Annotated in this window: 18 protein-coding genes and 1 tRNA gene; 14 read left to right on the top strand and 5 right to left on the bottom strand. The window is 38.5% G+C overall.

What is annotated here, in order from left to right; translation table 11 throughout:
- Positions 1 to 140: 140 nt before the first annotated feature.
- Positions 141 to 1,787: an L-aspartate oxidase gene (nadB, locus tag ACSC97_RS14745; protein WP_378224655.1), complete on the bottom strand. Its 1,647-nt coding sequence runs from the start codon at positions 1,785 to 1,787 to the stop codon at positions 141 to 143.
- 376 nt (positions 1,788 to 2,163) lie between these two features.
- Here nadB and ACSC97_RS14740 point away from each other — a divergent pair, with 376 nt between their 5' ends.
- From ACSC97_RS14740 to ACSC97_RS14690, 11 genes are all read left to right on the top strand, one after another.
- Positions 2,164 to 3,540, top strand: a complete 1,377-nt coding sequence (locus tag ACSC97_RS14740; protein ID WP_436661670.1) for a Do family serine endopeptidase — start codon at positions 2,164 to 2,166, stop codon at positions 3,538 to 3,540.
- Between the two features lie 115 nt (positions 3,541 to 3,655).
- Positions 3,656 to 4,114, top strand: a complete 459-nt coding sequence (locus ACSC97_RS14735; RefSeq protein WP_436661668.1) for an acyl-CoA thioesterase — start codon at positions 3,656 to 3,658, stop codon at positions 4,112 to 4,114.
- 161 nt (positions 4,115 to 4,275) lie between these two features.
- Positions 4,276 to 6,093 (top strand): translation elongation factor 4, encoded by a 1,818-nt coding sequence (gene lepA / locus ACSC97_RS14730; protein ID WP_436661666.1) that lies wholly within the window; start codon positions 4,276 to 4,278, stop codon positions 6,091 to 6,093.
- A 21-nt stretch (positions 6,094 to 6,114) separates the two neighbouring features.
- A complete protein-coding gene (lepB, locus tag ACSC97_RS14725; protein WP_075696287.1) occupies positions 6,115 to 6,978 on the top strand; it encodes a signal peptidase I in 864 nt (287 codons plus the stop codon).
- 23 nt (positions 6,979 to 7,001) lie between these two features.
- On the top strand, positions 7,002 to 7,382 hold the full coding sequence (locus tag ACSC97_RS14720; protein ID WP_004913455.1) for a DUF4845 domain-containing protein: 381 nt from the start codon (positions 7,002 to 7,004) through the stop codon (positions 7,380 to 7,382).
- Positions 7,348 to 8,046 carry a ribonuclease III gene (rnc, locus tag ACSC97_RS14715; RefSeq protein ID WP_004913454.1) on the top strand — a complete coding sequence of 233 codons (699 nt, stop codon included), beginning with the start codon at positions 7,348 to 7,350 and terminating at the stop codon, positions 8,044 to 8,046. Before ACSC97_RS14720 ends, rnc begins: the two co-directional genes overlap by 35 nt.
- Before the next feature lie 4 nt (positions 8,047 to 8,050).
- Positions 8,051 to 9,076 carry a GTPase Era gene (gene era / locus ACSC97_RS14710; RefSeq protein WP_087540055.1) on the top strand — a complete coding sequence of 342 codons (1,026 nt, stop codon included), beginning with the start codon at positions 8,051 to 8,053 and terminating at the stop codon, positions 9,074 to 9,076.
- Positions 9,077 to 9,100: 24 nt separating this feature from the next.
- Positions 9,101 to 9,304 (top strand): NF038104 family lipoprotein, encoded by a 204-nt coding sequence (locus tag ACSC97_RS14705; protein ID WP_004953083.1) that lies wholly within the window; start codon positions 9,101 to 9,103, stop codon positions 9,302 to 9,304.
- Positions 9,305 to 9,313: 9 nt separating this feature from the next.
- Entirely contained in the window at positions 9,314 to 10,021 is a 708-nt protein-coding gene (gene recO, locus ACSC97_RS14700; protein WP_436661662.1) for a DNA repair protein RecO, read from the top strand.
- A 54-nt stretch (positions 10,022 to 10,075) separates the two neighbouring features.
- Positions 10,076 to 10,804 (top strand): pyridoxine 5'-phosphate synthase, encoded by a 729-nt coding sequence (gene pdxJ / locus ACSC97_RS14695; protein WP_436661660.1) that lies wholly within the window; start codon positions 10,076 to 10,078, stop codon positions 10,802 to 10,804.
- A gap of 4 nt (positions 10,805 to 10,808) precedes the next feature.
- Positions 10,809 to 11,465, top strand: coding sequence for a tRNA-(ms[2]io[6]A)-hydroxylase (locus ACSC97_RS14690; protein WP_005402967.1), 657 nt, complete (start codon positions 10,809 to 10,811; stop codon positions 11,463 to 11,465).
- Between the two features lie 97 nt (positions 11,466 to 11,562).
- On the opposite strand, the gene ACSC97_RS14685 is transcribed toward ACSC97_RS14690, so the two are convergent.
- Positions 11,563 to 11,638: transfer RNA gene (locus tag ACSC97_RS14685), tRNA-Asn, on the bottom strand.
- A 235-nt stretch (positions 11,639 to 11,873) separates the two neighbouring features.
- On the opposite strand from ACSC97_RS14685, the gene ACSC97_RS14680 reads away from it, so the two are divergent.
- Entirely contained in the window at positions 11,874 to 12,296 is a 423-nt protein-coding gene (locus ACSC97_RS14680) for a hypothetical protein (protein WP_004953089.1), read from the top strand.
- Between the two features lie 60 nt (positions 12,297 to 12,356).
- Here ACSC97_RS14680 and ACSC97_RS14675 read toward each other — a convergent pair whose 3' ends face one another.
- The gene (locus ACSC97_RS14675; protein ID WP_436661657.1) at positions 12,357 to 13,589 is read right to left on the bottom strand and encodes a pyridoxal phosphate-dependent aminotransferase; all 1,233 of its coding nucleotides are present in this window, start codon (positions 13,587 to 13,589) and stop codon (positions 12,357 to 12,359) included.
- 211 nt (positions 13,590 to 13,800) lie between these two features.
- Here ACSC97_RS14675 and ACSC97_RS14670 point away from each other — a divergent pair, with 211 nt between their 5' ends.
- The gene (locus tag ACSC97_RS14670) at positions 13,801 to 13,983 is read left to right on the top strand and encodes a hypothetical protein (RefSeq protein ID WP_004913435.1); all 183 of its coding nucleotides are present in this window, start codon (positions 13,801 to 13,803) and stop codon (positions 13,981 to 13,983) included.
- A 69-nt stretch (positions 13,984 to 14,052) separates the two neighbouring features.
- On the opposite strand, the gene ACSC97_RS14665 is transcribed toward ACSC97_RS14670, so the two are convergent.
- Positions 14,053 to 15,684 carry a S8 family peptidase gene (locus ACSC97_RS14665; protein ID WP_436661655.1) on the bottom strand — a complete coding sequence of 544 codons (1,632 nt, stop codon included), beginning with the start codon at positions 15,682 to 15,684 and terminating at the stop codon, positions 14,053 to 14,055.
- 261 nt (positions 15,685 to 15,945) lie between these two features.
- A complete protein-coding gene (locus tag ACSC97_RS14660; RefSeq protein ID WP_416686785.1) occupies positions 15,946 to 16,734 on the bottom strand; it encodes an A1S_2505 family phage non-structural protein in 789 nt (262 codons plus the stop codon).
- Positions 16,735 to 16,957: 223 nt separating this feature from the next.
- On the opposite strand from ACSC97_RS14660, the gene ACSC97_RS14655 reads away from it, so the two are divergent.
- Complete coding sequence (locus tag ACSC97_RS14655) at positions 16,958 to 17,269, top strand: NAD-dependent epimerase/dehydratase family protein (RefSeq protein ID WP_436661652.1); 312 nt, start codon at positions 16,958 to 16,960, stop codon at positions 17,267 to 17,269.
- Positions 17,270 to 17,355: the final 86 nt, after the last annotated feature.

Here is a 17,355-nt window from a genome sequence, read left to right as displayed (position 1 = left end):
TCTTTACTTTTTCATATTTCATGTACTCATGATAGTAGAACATGACTTTTTAATGTGGATAAAAAACAAACAAAACGTTGATCGTTTTTTGATTTTTGCAAGAAGTCTAATATAAAAAATCATTAAATGATTGAGTTGTGTCATTCAACTGAGTTGTTCACCAATGGCTGTTCCACCTTAAAGTTCGGTGGTGTTAGAACCGTTTTGCGAATTTCATTTGAGAGTTCAGGATAATCGAGCGTGTAATGCAAACCACGTGATTCCTTACGTTCCATCGCGCAACGTACAATCATTTCAGAAACTAAAACGAGGTTACGCAATTCGATCAGGTTCTTACTGACTCGGTAATCTTGATAGTATTCATTGATTTCACGCTTCAACATCTCGATACGATGTAACGCACGTTGTAGTCGTTTAGTCGTACGAACAATACCGACGTAGTTCCACATGGTTGAACGTAGTTCATCCCAGTTTTGTAAGATCACAACATCTTCGTCAGCATCAGTCACCTGCGATTCATCCCAAGATGGTACGTTTGGAAATTGAAAGCTCAGGTTATGTTTGCTTTGAATGTCATCTGCTGCACTCATACCATAAACGAAACATTCAAGTAACGAGTTACTCGCCATACGATTTGCGCCGTGTAAACCTGTATAAGAAGTTTCACCAATCGCATACAAACCATCAAGATCAGTTTGGCTATTAGAATCTACAACTACACCACCACAGGTATAGTGAGCAGCAGGAACAACAGGAATCATGTCTTTGGTAATATCAATTCCGAGTTCAAGCAAGCGAGCATATAGAGTAGGGAAGTGTTCAATAATAAACTCAGGTGATTTATGTGTAATGTCTAACCACACATGACGAATACCTAGACGTTTGATTTCATGGTCGATGGTACGTGCCACAATATCGCGTGGCGCCAGTTCAGCGCGTTCGTCAAAACGAAGCATAAAACGCTCGCCGTCAGGTAGACGTAAGTACGCACCTTCACCACGCATTGCTTCAGTAATTAAGAAAGAGCGTGCTTTAGGGTGGTATAAACACGTTGGGTGGAATTGATTAAACTCCATGTTTGCTACACGACAGCCTGCACGATACGCCATCGCAATACCATCACCTGTAGCAATATCTGGATTAGATGTATAGAGATATGCCTTCATTGCACCGCCACATGCTAATGCAGTAAAAGGTGCTAAGAAAGTATGAACTTGCTCAGTCTTTTCATTGAGAGCATATAAACCTATTGCACGGTTGGTTTGATCTAGATGACCAAGTTTGTGCAAGGTAATAAGATCAATTGCAATGTAGTTTTCAAAGATAGTGATATTTTTACGTTCTTTCGCACGTTCAACTAGGGTCGTTGAAATGGCTTTACCAGTTGCATCAGCCGAGTGAATGATTCGACGCTGCGAATGGCCACCTTCACGGGTGAGATGAAGTTGTTCATCATCGTCTAGAGTGAACTGGACGCCTTGTTTTAATAAGAAATCTACAGAAGGCTTACCACCTTCAACCGTATGTTTGACAGCATCTAGCTCACAAAGATGTCCGCCTGCAATCATAGTGTCATTAATATGTTGTTGAATTGAATCAGTCTCATCCAATACCGCAGCAACACCACCTTGAGCATAGTAAGTGCTAGCTTCAGTTAGTTCAGCCTTAGCTAAGATTGCAATGTTATAATGATGAGGTAAAGAAAGTGCGAGACTTAAACCTGCACCACCACTGCCTACAATAATCACGTCAAAATGATGAATTGTTTCTAAATCAGGCATGTCGATCTGCTTCAATATCAAACGTTCGCTAATGACACCGCTTTTTTGTAAAAAAGGCAAGTGCTATTCTGCTTAGAATTGCGCGAATTTTTAGCGAATAACCAGATAATTAGTCTATATGCCAAGAATTAAACTTTTCACACAGATTGAACATAAGTTACGTGAAGCAACATGGTTTTAATTTCTATTTAAGTAATTCAATAGAAACTCAAGCTGTAATTAGGAAGAATATATTTCTCCACATTTTCTCCATAATTTTATTTTTAAATTTGTCTGTATACCTCGAAAATACAAACATTTTTTAACGAAATAAAAATGTAGCTTATGATAAAACATTAGCTTAAATTTCTATTCGATCATCAGTATGTAGGTTCTTGCTTCTATGAAAAGTCGATATATACAACAAGGATTGTTCACTGCGGTATTTACAGTAGCAGCTGCACAAGTAAATGCTGCGTCACCAGTAGATTTTTCAAACCTCGTGGAACAGGTTAGTCCTGCGGTAGTGAGTGTAAATGTTGTCAAGAAAATGACTCAGGAAGAGTTGTTACAGCAACAAGTACCAGAAATACTACGTCGTTTTTTTGGTAATCAGATCATTATCCCACAGCAGCAGGGACCACAAGAAAAAACTGCCTACGGCAGCGCATTTTTCATTAGTAAAGATGGTTATTTAGTTACTAACCATCATGTAATTGAGAATGCATCCAGAATTAGTATCACCCTAAATGATCGTCGTGAACTCGATGCAACCTTAGTGGGAAGTGACGAGCGAACAGATGTTGCTGTTCTCAAAGTGAATGGCAATAACTTTCCTGAATTAAAAATTGGTGATGTGAATCGACTCAAAGTTGGTGAGCCTGTTCTCGCGATTGGTTCGCCATTTGGTTTTGATTATTCAGCTTCAGCTGGAATTGTGAGTGCAAAGTCTCGAAATATGAGTGGTGAAACTTCTGTTCCATTTATTCAAACAGATGCCGCTTTAAATCCAGGTAACTCTGGTGGCCCTTTGTTCAATCAACAAGGTGAAGTGATTGGTGTTAACTCTCGTATCTTCAGTGGAACTGGAGGTTATATGGGATTGTCATTCTCTATTCCTATTGATGTTGCGATGGATGTTGTTCAGCAATTAAAAGTGAATGGTAAAGTGACACGTTCTTATCTTGGTGTGATGTTGCAAGATATTGATCGTAACCTAGCAGAGGCTTATAAATTACCAAAACCTGAAGGTTCCCTCATCACACAAGTTACACCTAAATCGCCAGCTGAAAAAGCAGGTCTGAAGTCGGGTGATGTGATTTTGAAAATCAATGGAAATTCAATTCTGCGCACAAGTGATTTGCTAAATGTGCTTAATCGGGTAGCCCCGAACCAAACGATCCAATTAGATGTTTTACGAGATGATAGAACTCGTACTATATCGGCAACACTTGGTACCGCGCCAGATGATACGCCAGCTGCAGAAGATAAGAATAATCCAACAAGTGGTTTAGGGATGAGTATCAGTAATTTAACTCAAGCAGAGCAAGCTCGCTTGGATGTTAATGGTGGAATTCTAGTTCAAGATGTTAAGCGTGGTGGATTAGCATCATTGTCCAATATCGTCGCGGGCGATGTGATTATTCAGGTGAACGGAATTCCGATCACTAACAGTCAGATGTTTGCAAAAACGGTAGCTGCTTTGCCAAAAAATAGCGTTGCGCGAGTTGCTATTATTCGTCAGGGGCAACGTGCAATTTTAGGTTTACGCTTACCTTAAATAAGATCCATGGTCATGAAACCACCCAAATTTTGGGTGGTTTTTATTTTTGAAATTGGAGCTAGATTACACTAGTGTATGCCATGATCGTTGAATTGAGTGATTAACAAGTAATATGAGCACAATTTTTGATTTAAAAATTCAAGTAGAAGCTAAACATATAGATGTATTGGGTCATGTTAACAATGTGATGTATGTTCAATGGATGCAAGACGTAGCTGCAGCACATATCGAAGCTTTAGGTTTGGGGTTAAAACAGTATTTTGAACTTAAGCATGCGATGGTGGCAGTCGAGCATCATGTCCAATATCGGAAAGCTGCGCTTGAAGGTGAGGAAATTATTTTAAGAACTTGGCTAGACGATCTAAATGCACTGTATTCATTTCGTCAGTACGCATTTTATCGACCTAAAGATCAAAGCATTATTTTTATGGGTAATACTAAGTGGGCTTGTATTGAAATTTCGACAGGGCGTCCAAAACGTATGTCACCAAGCTTCACACAAGCATATCAACCTATTTTCGCTCAGCTCGATCCTATGGATTTCTCAGTCTTATACCATCAAGTGGATTAAGTTACTTCGCGAGTAAGCTAAAGCTATAGGTTTTGAAAGCAAGATAATTATTTTGAATACTTTAAAATTGGCTTCTGTTATAATCGGCAACAATTTTGTTAAACCGTTTTGGCTTATAGCAACTAAAAAGTTATGAGCGTTCAATATTCTCAAGGTAACCCATGGCGCAAGCTAAAAAATCCGTAGATATCAAAAATATACGAAATTTCTCGATCATTGCTCATATTGACCATGGTAAGTCCACTTTGGCTGACCGTTTTATTCAAATGTGTGGTGGTTTGCAAGATCGTGAAATGCAAGCCCAAGTACTGGATTCAATGGAGCTCGAGCGCGAACGTGGGATTACCATTAAAGCTGCATCCGTTACTTTGTACTACACACATCCAAATGGTCAAGAATATCAGCTTAACTTTATTGATACGCCAGGCCACGTAGATTTCTCATATGAAGTATCACGTTCTTTAGCTGCTTGTGAAGGTGCATTACTGGTGGTCGATGCTGCACAGGGTGTTGAGGCTCAGTCTGTAGCGAACTGTTATACAGCAATTGAGCAGGGCTTGGAGGTATTACCAATCTTAAATAAGATTGATCTTCCACAAGCTGAGCCAGAGCGTGTTATTCACGAGATTGAAGAAATCATTGGTATTGAAGCAACTGATGCTCCAACATGTTCAGCAAAAACTGGCTTGGGTGTAGAAGGTGTTTTAGAGCGTTTGGTTGATGTTATTCCAGCACCTGAAGGTGATCGTGAAGCTCCATTAAAAGCTTTAATCATTGATTCATGGTTTGATAATTATCTCGGTGTGGTTTCACTTGTTCGTATTAAACAAGGTCGTATTCGCAAAGGCGATAAAATGCTGGTGAAATCGACTGGTCAAACACATCCAGTTACCTCAGTTGGTGTTTTTAATCCTAAGCATACTGAGACCGATATCCTAGAAGCTGGTGAAGTAGGTTTCGTTATTGCGGGGATTAAGGATATTTTTGGTGCACCAGTAGGTGATACCATTACTTTATCATCGACACCTGATGTTGCCACTCTACCAGGTTTCAAAAAGGTTAAACCGCAGGTTTATGCAGGTCTTTTCCCGATTGATTCTAGCGACTTTGAACCATTCCGTGAAGCATTACAAAAGCTGCAAATTAACGACTCGGCATTGTTTTTTGAACCTGAAAGCTCAGATGCATTAGGTTTCGGATTCCGTTGCGGCTTCCTTGGTATGTTGCATATGGAAATCGTACAGGAACGTTTAGAGCGTGAGTATGATTTAGATTTAATTAGTTCAGCACCTACCGTAATTTATGAAGCACTCACCAAAAAGGGTGAAACTATCTATATCGACAGTCCATCAAAAATGCCAGATGGATCAACAGTCGAAGATTTGCGTGAACCAATAGCAGAATGTCATATTCTTGTTCCTCAAGAGTATCTAGGCAATGTGATGACTTTGTGTGTAGAGCGTCGTGGTGTGCAAAAGGATATGAAATTCCTTGGAAACCAAGTGTCTATCACATTTGAAATCCCGATGGCTGAAGTGGTAATGGACTTCTTTGATCGATTGAAGTCTTGCTCACGTGGTTTTGCATCGCTCGATTACAACTTCGTACGTTTTGAGAGTTCATCTTTAGTTAAGGTTGATGTATTAATTAATGGTGAGAAAGTTGATGCTTTAGCGATGATTTGTCATCGTCAGGATGCTCGCCATCGCGGAATCGCTTTGGTTGAAAAGATGAAGGATTTGATCCCTCGTCAAATGTTCGATGTTGCAATTCAGGCAGCGATTGGCGCACAAATTATTGCTCGTTCTACTGTAAAAGCGATGCGTAAAAACGTATTGGCAAAATGTTACGGTGGTGACGTGTCTCGTAAGAAGAAATTACTTTCAAAACAGAAAGAAGGTAAGAAGCGCATGAAGCAGGTGGGAAGTGTTGAAATCCCACAAGAAGCTTTCTTAGCTGTATTGAAAGTCGAACGATAAAGAAATAATTAGGACTCACCCATGGATTTTGATTTTAATTTGATTTTAGTACCTGCCACACTGATTTTTTTTCTAGTGTGGTTGCTTGATAAGTTTGTATTTAAACAGCGTGCAAATAAAGGTCGTGATCAGGAAAATTTTATTATCACATGGGCCTATGACTTCTGGCCAGTTTTAGCTGTTGTTTTGGTTTTACGTTCATTCTTATATGAGCCATTTAATATTCCTTCAGACTCTATGGTGCCAACCTTGGAGACTGGGGATTTTATTTTGGTCAACAAATTTGATTATGGCGTGCGTTTACCCATTGTGAACTCAAAAGTACTCGATGTCGGTGAGCCAAAGCGTGGGGAAGTAATTGTTTTTAGATATCCGCCACAGCCCACAATTAGCTATATTAAGCGTGTAGTTGGATTACCTGGAGACCATATCCAGTTTAAATCTGGGCAATTGATTATCAATGGTAAACAAATAGCCAAAGTTGCCACTGAAGTAAATCGAGCAAAAGATCAATTAGAAACACCGACTGTGTATTATTTTAAAGAGACTTTGGGTGAGCATCAGCATTTGATTCGTTATCTAGATGGGCGTAACCCGCTAGCAGAACAATATCAATTCGCTCAGTTAAAAGGTGCTGAAGCTTTAGTACCATTTGTTGCAAAAGCAAATGACGTATTCATTCAAAGTAATGGTCAAGATTGGGAAGTAACTGTACCGAAAGGGCAATACTTCGCAATGGGTGATAACCGTGATCAAAGTGCGGACAGTCGTTTTTGGGGATTTGTACCGGAAGAAAATTTAACTGGACGAGCATTCTATATTTGGATGCATAAAGAGCCTGGTTTTAATCTTCCAAGTTTTAACCGAAATGGTAAAATTGATTAATAAAAACACATAGGAAATATAAAATGCGTAAATCTCAGCAAGGGGCTTCGTATATTGCTATTTTATTTGGGGTGGTTCTTTTTGCAATTGCAGTTAAAGCTGCCATTGCGATATGGCCAGCGTATTGGGACGATAAAATCATCAATACACAAATTGAAGGTGTATTAAAGGATAGTCCAGAAAATATCACACCAGCAAAGTTTGCCAAACAGATGGACCAGCGTTTAGATATGAATGGGGTGCGAGATTTGTACTTTAAAGATATCGCGGTGGTAACTTACAAAGATGATTTAATCGTAAAGAAAAAGTATGAAGTGCGTAAGCCTTTCATGCTCAATATTAGTTTAGTTATGACTTTTGAGAAGACTTTTGACCAAAAATCTGCCAAACAACAAGCTGAATGATGCTCGACTACAGAATCGAATAGGTCATCAGTTTCAACAATTTGATTTGTTAAAACTGGCATTGACTCACCGTTCTGTGAGCCATAAGCATAACTATGAGCGCCTAGAATTTCTAGGCGATTCATTATTAGGGATGATCATCGCTAATTATCTGTATCACACCTACCCTAAAGAGAATGAAGGACGTTTAACGCGAATGCGTGCGACTTTGGTTCGTCAAGAAGCTTTGGGGAAAATTGCGAATGACCTACAGCTGAGTCGGTCATTAATCTTAAGTACAGGTGAGCTAAAATCAGGTGGACATCATCGAGAGTCTATTTTAGCTGATACTGTGGAAGCAATTATTGGTGCGATTTATTTAGATAGTAATGACCTAAATCTACTGCAAAGCATTGTGTTAAAATGGTATGAGCCTTATCTAGATCATATCGAACCGACAGATCAGCTCAAAGATCCGAAATCACGCCTGCAAGAGTATTTACAAGCACGTAAAAAACCTCTCCCAGTTTACGAGGTTGTAGATATTCAAGGTGATGCACCTAACCAACATTTCAAAGTTGAATGCAATGTTGAAGGGATGCCAAAATTTATTGGTGAGGGCTCAAGTCGGCGTTTTGCTGAACAAACTGCAGCAGCCGAAATTTTAAAATTATTGGAGCAATAACCGAATGTCTCATTCAGATGAAAATAAGCCAGATGCAATTGAGTCGCAAGATGGTAATAATTTAATTGATCAGTTCTTTAGCTCGCAAGGGACAACAATTCCTTCCGACTTTAAAAGCGGTTTCGTTGCAATTGTGGGTCGTCCTAATGTTGGTAAATCTACATTAATGAATCACTTGCTAGGTCAAAAGCTTTCGATCACTTCACGTAAGCCACAAACTACACGTCATAAAATTGTCGGTATTGATTCACGTGAGAAATCTCAGGCTGTATTTGTAGATACGCCTGGGATGCACAAAAAAGAAGTGCGTGCGATTAATAAAATGATGAATCGTGCTGCACATTCAGCATTACGAGATGTGAATCTAGTTTTATTTGTGGTCGATGCTCAAAAATGGACTCAAAATGATGAGTTGGTTTTAGAGAAGCTTAAGAATGCAGAAATGCCGGTCATTCTGGTAATCAATAAACTAGACACTTTTGAAAATAAGAATGAAGCGCTACCGTTAATTCGTGAGCGTGCAAAATTAATGGACTTTGCTGAAATTGTTCCAGTATCGGCACTACGTGGCGCTAATCTAGAACATTTGCGTGACACCATTGAAAAATATTTGCCTTATCAAGCCCCTTTATATTCATTAGACCAAATTACCGATCGTTCTGAACGTTTTCTTGCGAGTGAAATTATTCGTGAGAAAATTATGCGTCAGTTGGGTGAAGAACTTCCATATGATTTAACGGTACAAATTGAATCGTTTAAAACAGAAGAAGCGACAGTAAATGAAAAAACTGGTCGTCTAAAGCCACCTTGTACTTATATTGATGCAACGATTTTTGTGGAGCGCCAAGGTCAAAAAGCAATTGTCATCGGAGACAAAGGTGCGAAACTAAAAAGTATTGGTATGGATGCACGTACAGACATGGAAAAAATGTTTGAACAAAAGATCATGTTGACGCTTTGGGTGAAAGTTAAAGGCGGATGGTCTGATGATGAGCGTGCGCTCAAAAGCTTGGGTTATAGTGACATCTAAGCAATAATGTACGAGGAAACAGGTATGAAAAAATCAATACATGTATTTGCTATCCTGATGTGTGTATTCATGTTACAAGGTTGTATTCACAAACTTGTAACCGTACCTGTTAAAGTTGCCTACAAGACTACTAAAGGTGTGGTAAAAGGAACTGCTGTTGTAGTTGGTGCAGTCATTCCTGATGGTGATGATGAAGAGCAGAAAGACAATGAGGAAGACAAGGACTGATCTTGTCATATGATGCGCAATGAAGTTCTACATGGTTATTTAATTCACCATCGTAAATACCGTGAAAAAAGTCATATTGTGCATTTGTTTACACAAGAATATGGGCGCGTGGATGGAATTTTAAGGCAAACGCCTCCTCCACAATACCAGCCAATTCGCTTACAAGCTTCAGGTAAGTCGGAACTCAAAAATTTCACTAAATTAGAAATTCTAAATCAGCCTGTTTTTTTTCATGGTGATGCTTTTTTTGCTGGATTTTATTTAAATGAAATTGTATTGCGTTTATGTCCCCTAGAAGAAGCCATGTCGCAAACTTTTCAACAATACCAAGTGATATTGTTGCAGTTACAACAATTAGCTTCACATCCGCAAGCCTCAGTATTTTTGAAACAGATTTTACGTCAATTTGAACATGTTCTATTGCAAGAACTTGGTTATGCAATAGATTTTTCGATTGATGCAAATCAACAAGAAATTCTTGCTTTTCAGCATTACCAATTTCAACTGAATGATGGTTTTATGCCTGTTGCGCAAGCATCTAGAGCTACGTTAGAAGGACGTTTAATCGCATCGATGCAAAGTTATGAGCTTGGACAGGATTTTGCTAACGAGCAATTGCAATTATTGAGTAAACTATATCGTCAGATGATTAGCGCATTATTGGGTGATCGCCCTTTAAAAAGTCGGCAATTGTGGATTCAAAATACTCAATCTTAATTCTCTTGAGGCAGTATCTGAACTGCTTTGTGTAATAACCTATAGGATATTTTTATGGCTGCAATATTGGGTGTAAATATTGATCATGTTGCGACATTAAGACAAGCACGTGGTACTACTTATCCTGATCCAGTTCAAGCTGCTTTAATCTGTGAAGAAGCAGGCGCTGAGGGGATCACTTTGCATTTGCGTGAAGACCGTCGTCATATACAAGATGATGATGTTCGCCGTATGCGTCCTTTATTGAAAACACGTATGAATCTTGAATTGGCAGTTACCGATGAAATGGTTGAGTTTGCCAAAGAAATCAAACCACAACATGTATGTTTTGTTCCAGAGCGTCGCCAAGAAGTAACGACTGAAGGTGGCTTGGATGTGGTAGGTCATTTTGATAAAGTCAAAGCGGCTACTGAGGCACTCAAAGCGATTGGTAGTGATGTATCTTTATTTATTGATGCTGATTTTGCTCAAATTGATGCTGCAGTAGCATGCGGTGTTCCAACCATTGAGATTCATACGGGTGCTTATGCTGATGCTGAAACTGAAGCAGAACAACATGCTGAATTGGAACGCATTATCAAAGGTGCTGAATATGCAGCAGCTAAAGGGCTAGTTGTGAATGCAGGACATGGTTTGAACCTCAATAATGTTGCACCCATTGCTGCGATTCCACAAATTCATGAACTCAATATTGGGCACTCAATTATTGCCGATAGTATATTTGTAGGTTTAGCCCAAGCAGTCAAAGATATGAAAGCAGCAATTCAGGTGGCTGAGAGATAATTGGATGAGCAATTTAAACTACGATGAGTTAATGCAACCTGTTATTGATTTCTTAGGGTGTACGACTCCTCAAGCTTGGTTAGATGAAGCTGTTAATCACTTAGATATCTTAATGCAAGACCATGCGAATTGTGAAAAAAAGGCTGCGGGAACAGCGATGAACTTAATGTTCCGTTATAGTTTTTTTACTGACCTACAAGTAAAGTTAGCACAATTAGTTCGTGAAGAAATGCTGCACTATGAGCAAGTGTTAGAGTTCATGACTAAACGTGGTTTAGAGTGGAAAGGTTTAAGTGCAGGGCGGTATGCAGGGGAGCTACGCAAAGAAATTCGTACTTATGAGCCTGAAGCTTTGATTGATGTGATGATCATTGGTGCATTTGTCGAGGCGCGTTCGTGTGAGCGATTTTATTCACTCGCACCGAAGGTTGATGATGAGTTAGGGCGATATTATCGATATTTGCTTAAATCAGAGTCTCGTCATTTTGAAGATTATTTAGCGCTGGCTTTAGATGTAGCTAAAACAGCAAAATTGAAAGACCCTGAAGAGAATATTCAGAAGCGTATTGATCATATACGTGAGGTTGAAAAGAATTTAATTTTAAGCCCAGATGATACTTTCCGTTTTCATAGTGGCATTCCTGCAAATATTGCTGCTTAAAAAATGAATTGATCAAGATGCCTCTAGAAATAGGGGCATTTAAATTTTATATCTGCAATAAAAAAGCCTTTATCAAAGATAAAGGCTTTTTGAATCTTGGCTCTCCCACCTGGGCTCGAACCAGGGACCTGCGGATTAACAGTCCGTCGCTCTACCGACTGAGCTATGGGAGAATCTGAGTGCCATTATAGGCGGCTTTTAAAATCGGTCAAGCGAAAAACATCAAGTTTCTTATATTTTGATGTTGGATGCTTTTTATTTGCACAGTTGAGCAAAGTCTATAAAAAAAACTTGAATTTTGATGAGGCTGTTGTTAGATTTTGATTTAACAAAAGTGTTTAGATCAGTCTAAACAGTGTGGATTTAACCCAACTTGCCAGCACTAAAATGGCTAAATCGGAGGTCGAAATGACTACTCTTCGTATTGAATCTATTTTTTCAAATTTTTCTTTCTATAAGCAAAATTATCTCAATATAATTAACGATCCTTCCCAATATTATCAAGTCGTAGAAAGTGCAAATATTCATTTCGCAAGTTTTAGTGATGAGCGCTTATATTTAGGTGATTTATTACAACTTTGGCTAAGTGATAAATGGACTGAGCATCAGCTTAAAACCTTAGCAAAATCGCATTATTTGTTGCCAACACAAGATGGGGTAAATGGTCAAAATTCTTTATTTCTTTTCGCGTTTAAAAAGAATAGTTTATTTAAACAAGCCTATGCCTATGCTTGGAATACTTTAGAAAATAAAGTCCAAGAAATTGCTTTGAACGAAAGTTTCCCTTTCTATTGTCATTATTTGACATTAAGTCGTCCAAAACGGGTTTAATATTTCTGAAATAAAAAAGACCTGTACAAGACAGGTCTTTTTTTATTTGTTTTTTAGGATTTAAGCTGTTTTCTCTGCTTCAATAGAAGCAATTGCTGCATCAACGCCTTCGATTGAATCAGCAGCATTTTTAATACGCGTTAGAGCATCTACCAACACTTCATCCGCAGTTGCATATGAAATACGCATAAAGCCACCTAAACCAAATGCATCACCTGGTACAACAGCTACACCAGTTTCTTCGAGCAACCATTCAGAAAACTCTGTGCAAGATTTTAAGCCTTTGGCACGAATCAATGGGCGAATGTTTGCGTATGCGTAGAATGCACCATCTGCTGGTAAGCAAGAAATACCTTTGATTTCATTCAGACCATTCACAACTAAGTCATGGCGACGCTTAAATGCTTCAATCATAGGTTGAAGGACGTCTTGTGGACCATTTAATGCGGCTTCAGCTGCAACTTGTGAAATTGAAGTTGGGTTCGATGTAGATTGTGATTGAATGTTTTTCATCGCACCGATTAGTTTTGCTGGACCTGCAGCATAACCAATACGCCAGCCTGTCATTGCATAAGCTTTAGATACGCCATTGAGTACGATAGTGCGGTCGTATAAATCAGGAGCAATCGTCGCGATGTTATAGAATTCATCTTCCCAGCGGATTGGTTCATACATATCATCTGATGCAATTAAAACTTGCGGATGACGGCGTAGAACGTCAGCAAGAGCTTCTAACTCAGCTTTGGTATAAATCATACCTGTTGGGTTTGAAGGACTGTTAAGTACCAACAAACGAGTATTTGTCGTGATCGCAGCTTCTAATTGTTCAGGTGTTATTTTGAAACGTTGTTCTTCACCACATTTTACAATCACTGGCGTACCTTCAGCGATGATCACCATATCTGGATAACTTACCCAAAATGGTGCAGGGATTATGACTTCATCGCCTTTATTTAAGAGCGCAAGAGCCAAATTAAAGAAACTTTGCTTACCACCACAAGATACTAAAATCTGGTTAGGTTGATAATCTAAATTGTTATCACGTTTTAATTTCGCAATAATCGCCTTTTTTAAGCTTGGAGTGCCGTCAACTGCTGTGTATTTTGTAAAGCCTTTGTTAATCGCTTCAATTGCTGCATCTTTGATGTGTTGAGGTGTATCAAAGTCTGGTTCGCCTGCACCTAAACCTATCACGTTTTTACCAGCAGCTTTAAGCTCTGCAGCTTTATTTGTAACTGCTAGTGTAGGGGACGGTTTGATAGCATTCACACGATCAGATAGACGTACGTCCACGGCATTATTCCTTCTTATGGGATTAAAAAATAAAAAGCATTATATTTTAGCTCAAATACGCTGAGGTGTGGTCGAAAGTTGCCTTAATTGAATAAAAAGTTACCAAATACTGGAGATTTATAGGATTTTGTTTTTTACATATTTTATTTTTATCAAAATACAAAAATCCTTTACAATAGCCGCTAGAAATTTAGATTTCGAGAGAATTTTAATGAGTACGCAACAACCAAAAGCCAAAAAAGCTTTGGTGAAATTACCTTTCCCGATGCCATCTGCGCAAGATGACTCAGATGAGCAGTCAACACACAATCAGGTGAGACCAAAACCTGAACAGTATGCTGATCGTACTTGGATGCCACCTCGTGGCACACGTCGCTCAATGGGCAAGCGTTAATCAAGTCACAGTGTGATTAAATTAAAAAACCTCGCAGCTTGCGAGGTTTTTTTATAATCGTTCTATCTATTAACGATAAATGGTAACTGAGCTTACGATATTGCTGCTAGAAGCGTAAGTCATATTAGTACCTGAAATATTTTTGACACTGTATTTGGTATTGCTCGTAAATCGGCTGATATTACCACTGTTCAATTGGCATTGACCTTGTGAATTTGTCGTGCAATTTACTGATGTTCCTCCAACACTAAAACCTCCACTTACTGTCGCATTTGCGATTGGTAAATTGTTTGAATCAGTCACAGTTGCGATGACATTAGCGCGCCATGTTCCTAACTTTGAAACGATTACAGAAGAACCAGTTAATTGGCTAATTCTAACAATCGAAGTCGGAGTAGTCGGCTGAGTTACGCTCGACACAGTGTTGTAAAGAAGCTTATTTGGACTACCAGCAACGTTTAATACAACATTCGCAGTAGCAGAACTGAGTAACTGAGTTGTTATTGTTTGAACAGTAGCTGTAGGGGAGCTTTCTAATAAAGTTGCCACGACACCAGCCACATGAGGTGATGCCATCGACGTACCATTTAAATTGGCTGTCGCTGTGTTGCTACCAATCCATGCTGATGCAATATTGCTACCAGGTGCAAATAAATCTACGCAGCTTCCGTAGTTTGAATAACTTGCACGATTATCACTACTGTCTGTTGCTGCAACTGTAATTGCTTTTGCCGCTCGTGCAGGTGAGCTATTACACGCATCGGTATTTGAATTACCTGCAGCGACCACAGTAACGAAACCGTTATTCACGAGATTATCAACTGCAGTATCTAATGTGCTGTATGCACTACCTCCCAGTGACATATTCACTACAGCGGGTTTGCGACCATTTTGAATAATCCAGTCTAAGCCTGATATGACGCCACTCATTGCACCAGAGCCATTACAGTCTAGAACGCGCACTGGGGTGATAAGACTATTTTTAGCTACACCATATGTGGTGCCTGCTAAAGTTCCAGCTACATGTGTGCCATGACCATCACAATCTTCTGTCCCTCGACCATCATTGATCGCACTAAAACCATTTTGAATTCTGCCTGTAAATTCCTGATGTGTTGACAAGATTCCTGTGTCTACAACATAGGCATTAACACCTGCACCAGTATTTTCATAACTGAAGCTTTTGCTGAGTGGTAGATTGTTTTGATCAATTCGATCCAAGCCCCATGAAGGATTTGACTGAGTGGTTAGATTAGTTTGTATGACAGCATCTTGCTCAATAAAATTAACTTGAGGATTTCTTTGCATTGCTTGAATAAATTGCTCACTTGCTGTTTCAGGAATACTGATCGCAAAGCCGCGAACTGCTTTTGAATAAACAAATAGAATTTTTCCACCAAATTGTTGAGCGATATTTTTGGCAGCTGTACTCGGTAACTCGGATAATGGATTTAAAACCACAATATATTGATTCTTAATCGGTGTATTTGAATTTGTTGGGGCTTGAATCGTACTTTTTAATTTGGGTGTTGCGACTGATAATGGAGTTGTAGATAGAGAGTTTGTTGTACTTTGATAGATCGAGTTGTTTTTAACTGGAGCAGTTGGATTTGTATTGCTTTGATTAAACGCAGCATAACTTAAAACCATGATCGAAATTGCAGAGCTTGCAACAATAAATTTACGATATTGAGCTTTCATTCAGATGTCCCTATTGATTAAGTTTAATCACACAATCTGATCCTTATTATGTGTGCTTTTTATTCATCAGATGTTGATTATAGGCGGATAAAGTATGAAAGAAATAAGTCAGTGTGATGAAAGCTAAAATTTTTTTGTAATAATATTGATGTAAATCAAATATACACAAAGCAATGTGTATCAGTTATCAAATAGAGAACCATGTAAACCAAATCTTGTATTTGTCATTATTGTGAGATTTGGTTTAGCTGATCTTATCAATTAACGATTTACACTATGATCAATTTGGATATCTCCATTCCATAGGTGAATGAAGTCATCTTCATCAAATTCGTATAATTCCATCAATGCAATAATCGTCCCAATGAAAATCATCGGTTTTTCGTCATTTTCATCGAAGTTAAATAAGCTAGATAAATGTTTGAGCGTATCGTTAATTTCATATTCGCGACCACGATCATACCGATCACATGGGTACATCGGTTCTTTTAAAATTTGTAGTGCAATTTGTTGCTGTTCAGGTGACAACGAAGTCGTGTTGAGAGCTTCTTCATAAGATTGATAACCGTATTCATCAAAAAAAATAACTTCATTTTTGATAAAAGCTTTCACCCATTCTTGAGTCAATGTTGGGAAAAGTCTTTTGCGGTCAGGTTCTAAATAGGGTTTGAAGGATTGTGGGAAAATCACATTATTTGAAATGCCTTCAAACAACGGTGCAATTTCCGAAAATTTATAACCCGCACTTCCACATCCAAGTGCGGTCACAAAATACTTCATTTTGGGATGGTTTTTCGTATAAATTTTAAAATCATTAACGTAATGTTCGATCTGTGGAAGAGGCATTTGTTGCAAATGTTCATTGAGCGTTGGAATAGCAAAACTTTGACCAGCCCAACCACGACCAACACCTTTTACCGCCGCAAAATGTTGTGCAGCTATACGTGCAGCTCCAGTATCATGAATACCTGCTAAATTACTTCCAAAAACAAAAACAGTGTCTTCTGGAAGCTCTGTAATGATTGTTTCGTCATGGTATTGATATGTCATTGGAATTCGTATTTTGCGTTGTCGTTGCAACCATGTTGCTATTGATTTGTAATAGGGTCAAGTAAAAAAATATTTAATTGTTATGCTAAGAATTTCAAATTCTTAAGTGCCTTTTTTATTTCAAATCAGTTAAGGGAATTGCGATAAAATTCTCGTGACATGAAATTCACATCTTATTGTCTAAGCTCAAGTTTGAAAAATGATTAATCTTTAGGGGATCCAAATGAGTATCGTTATTGCTGGGGCTTCAGGTGGAATTGGTCATGCACTTTTTAAACAGTTAATTCATCAATCTACAAAGCAAGTTTATGCCATTAGTCGCCAGAAGCTTAGAGAGTGTGATTTACAAGCTGACTTATCAGACCCTGATCAAATAGACAAGGTACGAGATTTTTTAAATCATATTCAGGTTTCAGAAATTTATTGTTGTGCAGGTGTATTGCATGAAGATATCAATATGCCTGAGAAAATGTTAAGTCAAATTCGAGATGAATGGATTTATAAATCTTTACTCTGTACACGACAAATTTCATAGGGCCCTTGTCCTATCAGGCTTTTTCTTTCTTAAAATTGCGAGCACTTTCTTAAATTCTTCTTTTTTTCCAAAACCAATCAAACGTA

The sequence above is a fragment of the Acinetobacter sp. P1(2025) genome (assembly GCF_051390655.1).
GTDB lineage: Bacteria > Pseudomonadota > Gammaproteobacteria > Pseudomonadales > Moraxellaceae > Acinetobacter > Acinetobacter junii.
Note: the sequence above shows the minus strand (reverse complement) of the source record. Positions and strands in the feature narration are given on the sequence as shown.